This is a genomic window from bacterium (assembly GCA_024226335.1).
GTDB lineage: Bacteria > Myxococcota_A > UBA9160 > SZUA-336 > SZUA-336 > JAAELY01.
In genome coordinates this window covers 1-3,105 of sequence record JAAELY010000547.1, presented here as the reverse complement: position 1 = coordinate 3,105, position 3,105 = coordinate 1, and the positions used below count along the sequence as shown (strand labels likewise).

Genomic DNA, 3,105 nt, shown 5'->3' with positions numbered 1-3,105 from the left:
TCGATTCCGAGCACCGCCGCAAGCGTGCCCTCGCGATCGTGGAATACCCGCAGGTTTGCCAGGTTGCGCTTCTTCAGATAGGCGCGCACATCGGCACTGGAGCGATCGTCCTGCGCGAGTGCGACGACCAGGATGTCCTCTCCCCCGAGGGATTCCTGGAGTTTGTCGAGGGTGGGCATCTCTCGCGCGCAGATGCCGCACCACGTAGCCCAGAACGTCACCACGAGCACGCGGCCTCGAAACTGCGAAAGACGCCGTTCGCCCAACTTGCCGTCGGGCAGGAGTTCCTTGAACGGCAGATCCGGAAACTCGGGACGATCCTCGATCAGCTTGATTTGGCGAGCGAATTCGCCGCTGAGCGGCGGGCGCGAGTCCGCAGGTGCGCGCCCGGGCACCATCAACAGCGCCGTCGTGCTCAGCACGCACAAAGCGATCCCGACGATCTTCAACCGGTTCGAGCTTTCAGACATGGGGCTCCCGTGCTGGCCGTCCGACCGGAGTGTCGCCTATTCGATGCCGCCGTCGAGGTCCGCTCCGTCCATGCCCGCGTTCTTGCGCGCCGACTTGACCATATCGTTGACGATCGGACCCAGCACGGTCGGATCTTCGACGGGCTCCACGGTTGGTCCGCGATGCCAGCCCTCGGCCACCGCGAGCACGCGCCCCGATGCTTCAAAGACCCGACCCGTGATGTGGCTCGACTCCGCACTCGACAGCCAGGTGGCAATCGGCGCGATCCAGCGCGGATCCATGCGCGCCTTGTCTTCGTCGCTTCCACTGCCCATACCCAGGTCTTCGGTCAGACGCGTGAGGGCGCCGGGCGCGATCGCGTTCACGGTAATGCCGTAGCGCCGCAACTCGCGGGCCGCGATGATCGTGAACGCCGCGATTCCCATCTTGGCCGCGCCGTAGTTGGTCTGCCCGGGATTTCCGTAGATACCCGAGACGGACGTGGTATTGATGATGCGCGCGTCGACGGGCTGCCCGGCCTTGGACTGCTCGCGCCAGTAGGCGGCCGCATGACGCGCCGGAGCAAAGGTACCCTTGAGGTGAACCTTGATGACGGCATCCCACTCGTTCTCTTCCATGTTCACCAGCATGCGGTCGCGAAGGATGCCCGCGTTGCTGATCAGCACGTCGAGGCGCCCGAAAGTACTGATCGCCTGATCGATCATCGCCTTGGCATCCTGCCAGTCGCTGACGTCGGCACCATTCGCGATCGCCTCGCCACCGGCCGCCTTGATCTCATCAACGACCTGTTGTGCGGGCGACGTATCGGCGCCGGTTCCATCGCGCGCGCCGCCGAGGTCGTTGACCACGATCTTCGCTCCGTGCGACGCCAGCATCAGGGCGTATTCGCGACCGATTCCCCGGGCCGCTCCGGTCACGATGCATACTCGGTCTTCGCAGAAACTGCTCATCTCGAAGTCCTCCAATTGGAAGTTCTGAGGGATTGATTCGTAGAACGAGTCTACCGCGAACGGCCGCACAGCGGGTGCCGGGCCTCGCGCGTCACGTCGAGGTTCCTCCAGCAGTATAATCCCGCATCGAGGAGACGATCCGATGGCAGATTTCAATTCGCCCAGCGAGAACCGTGGCGGCGGCGCTCGCGTGATCGATACCGGCACCGATGAACTTCTGGCCCGCGTCGAAGATCGCGTGGCCGTGCTGACCCTGAATCGGCCCCACGCACGCAACTCGCTATCGGACGATCTGAGCCCCGCGTTGCGCCGCATGATCGCGGCTTTCGGAGCAGATGAGTCGATCGGCTGCCTGCTCTTGACCGGCGCGGGTACGGCGTTCTGTGCAGGCGGGGACGTCAAAGGTATGGGACAGAATCGCGCGAAGCGGGCCACAGGCGATACGAAACGGCCCGATCCGAAGGCCGCAGCCCGTGACCTACTGGATCGCCAGATCCGTCTTACGGGAGCGCTCTACGACCTGCCCAAACCGACGATCGCCGCCCTGCCCGGTCCAGCGGCCGGCGCGGGACTTTCGATTGCACTGGCGTGCGATCTGCGAATCGCCGCGAAGTCCGCGTTCATCACGACCGCTTTCAAGAACATCGGACTCTCGGGGGACTACGGGTCGAGCTTCTTCCTGAGTCAGCTCGTCGGTAGCGCGAAAGCGCGGGAGCTTTTCTTCACGGCCGAGCGCGTCAGCGCGGAAGAATGCGAACGCCTGGGCATCGTCAATCGCGTGGTCGCCGACGGAGACCTGGCCAAGGCGTCTCTGGAACTGGCGCATCAGCTGGCCACAGGCCCGACCCTCGCTTACGGAATCATGAAGAAGAACCTGGATCGCGCGCTGCGCGAAGACCTGCACAGCTGTCTAGCGCACGAAGCCGAAGGACTGATCCGTACCGCCCAGACGGAGGACCATCGCGAAGCCGTGCGCGCTTTCATCGAGAAACGCAGCCCCGAGTTTCGCGGACATTAGTCGAGACTAGAGGTCCCGATAGCGAACGCCGGTTTGCTGCTCGGAAACCTGCCAGAGCCTTCCGGCCGTTTCGCTGTCGTGAGCGCGCGAATTCGTGCGTACCTTGATCGGCGAGCCCCAGGCTTCCTGAAATCCACCGGGTCCGATGTAATCGCCACCGCGCACATCGACTGAAGTCGCCGCGTACAGCGTCGGCAACGCCCCCGTCGCCGCGTCCTGGGCCAGAAGCGCATTCCCCAGGTTCACGACTCGGCCCATCCATCTGGAACCGCCCATTCGGGGCCCCGCCGATTGCAGATTCGTCGCCGCCCAGCCGGGATGGCAGGCCGCGGCAAGACAGTCGTGTCCTCTCAAGTCGAATCGACGCTGTAGCTCGTGAGTGAACAGGAGATTCGCCAGCTTGCTCTGTCCGTACACCTGCCAGCGCTTGTAGCTCTTACGGCGGTGCAGATCGTCAAAGTCGATGCGACCGAACTTATGCGCGCTGCTGCTCACATTGACCACACGGGAACCCGGTGTGCCGAGCAGATGTTCGAATAGCAGGCCAGTAAGCGCAAAGTGCCCCAGGTGATTGGTGCCGAACTGCATCTCGAAGCCATCGACCGTTTCGTGACGAGGAATGGCCATGATGCCTGCGTTGTTGATCAGCACGTCGAGGCGCGAGTG

General features: G+C 63.6%; 4 protein-coding genes. 1 reads left to right on the top strand and 3 read right to left on the bottom strand.

Annotation, left to right across the window (positions count from 1 at the left end):
* On the bottom strand, positions 1 to 470 hold a 470-nt coding region (locus tag GY725_26695), incomplete at its 3' end, for a TlpA family protein disulfide reductase (GenBank protein ID MCP4007787.1).
* Positions 471 to 506: 36 nt separating this feature from the next.
* Complete coding sequence (locus GY725_26690; GenBank protein MCP4007786.1) at positions 507 to 1,421, bottom strand: SDR family NAD(P)-dependent oxidoreductase; 915 nt, start codon at positions 1,419 to 1,421, stop codon at positions 507 to 509.
* A gap of 142 nt (positions 1,422 to 1,563) precedes the next feature.
* On the opposite strand from GY725_26690, the gene GY725_26685 reads away from it, so the two are divergent.
* The gene (locus tag GY725_26685; GenBank protein MCP4007785.1) at positions 1,564 to 2,439 is read left to right on the top strand and encodes an enoyl-CoA hydratase; all 876 of its coding nucleotides are present in this window, start codon (positions 1,564 to 1,566) and stop codon (positions 2,437 to 2,439) included.
* A 6-nt stretch (positions 2,440 to 2,445) separates the two neighbouring features.
* On the opposite strand, the gene GY725_26680 is transcribed toward GY725_26685, so the two are convergent.
* Positions 2,446 to 3,105: SDR family NAD(P)-dependent oxidoreductase (locus tag GY725_26680; GenBank protein MCP4007784.1), on the bottom strand; the 660-nt coding region annotated here is incomplete at its 5' end.

Excerpts from the sequence above, each read along its gene's own strand:
- GY725_26690 (MCP4007786.1), bottom strand. The coding sequence starts at position 1,421 with ATGAGCAGTTTCTGCGAAGACCGAGTATGCATCGTGACCGGAGCGGCC.
- GY725_26685 (MCP4007785.1), top strand. The coding sequence starts at position 1,564 with ATGGCAGATTTCAATTCGCCCAGCGAGAACCGTGGCGGCGGCGCTCGC.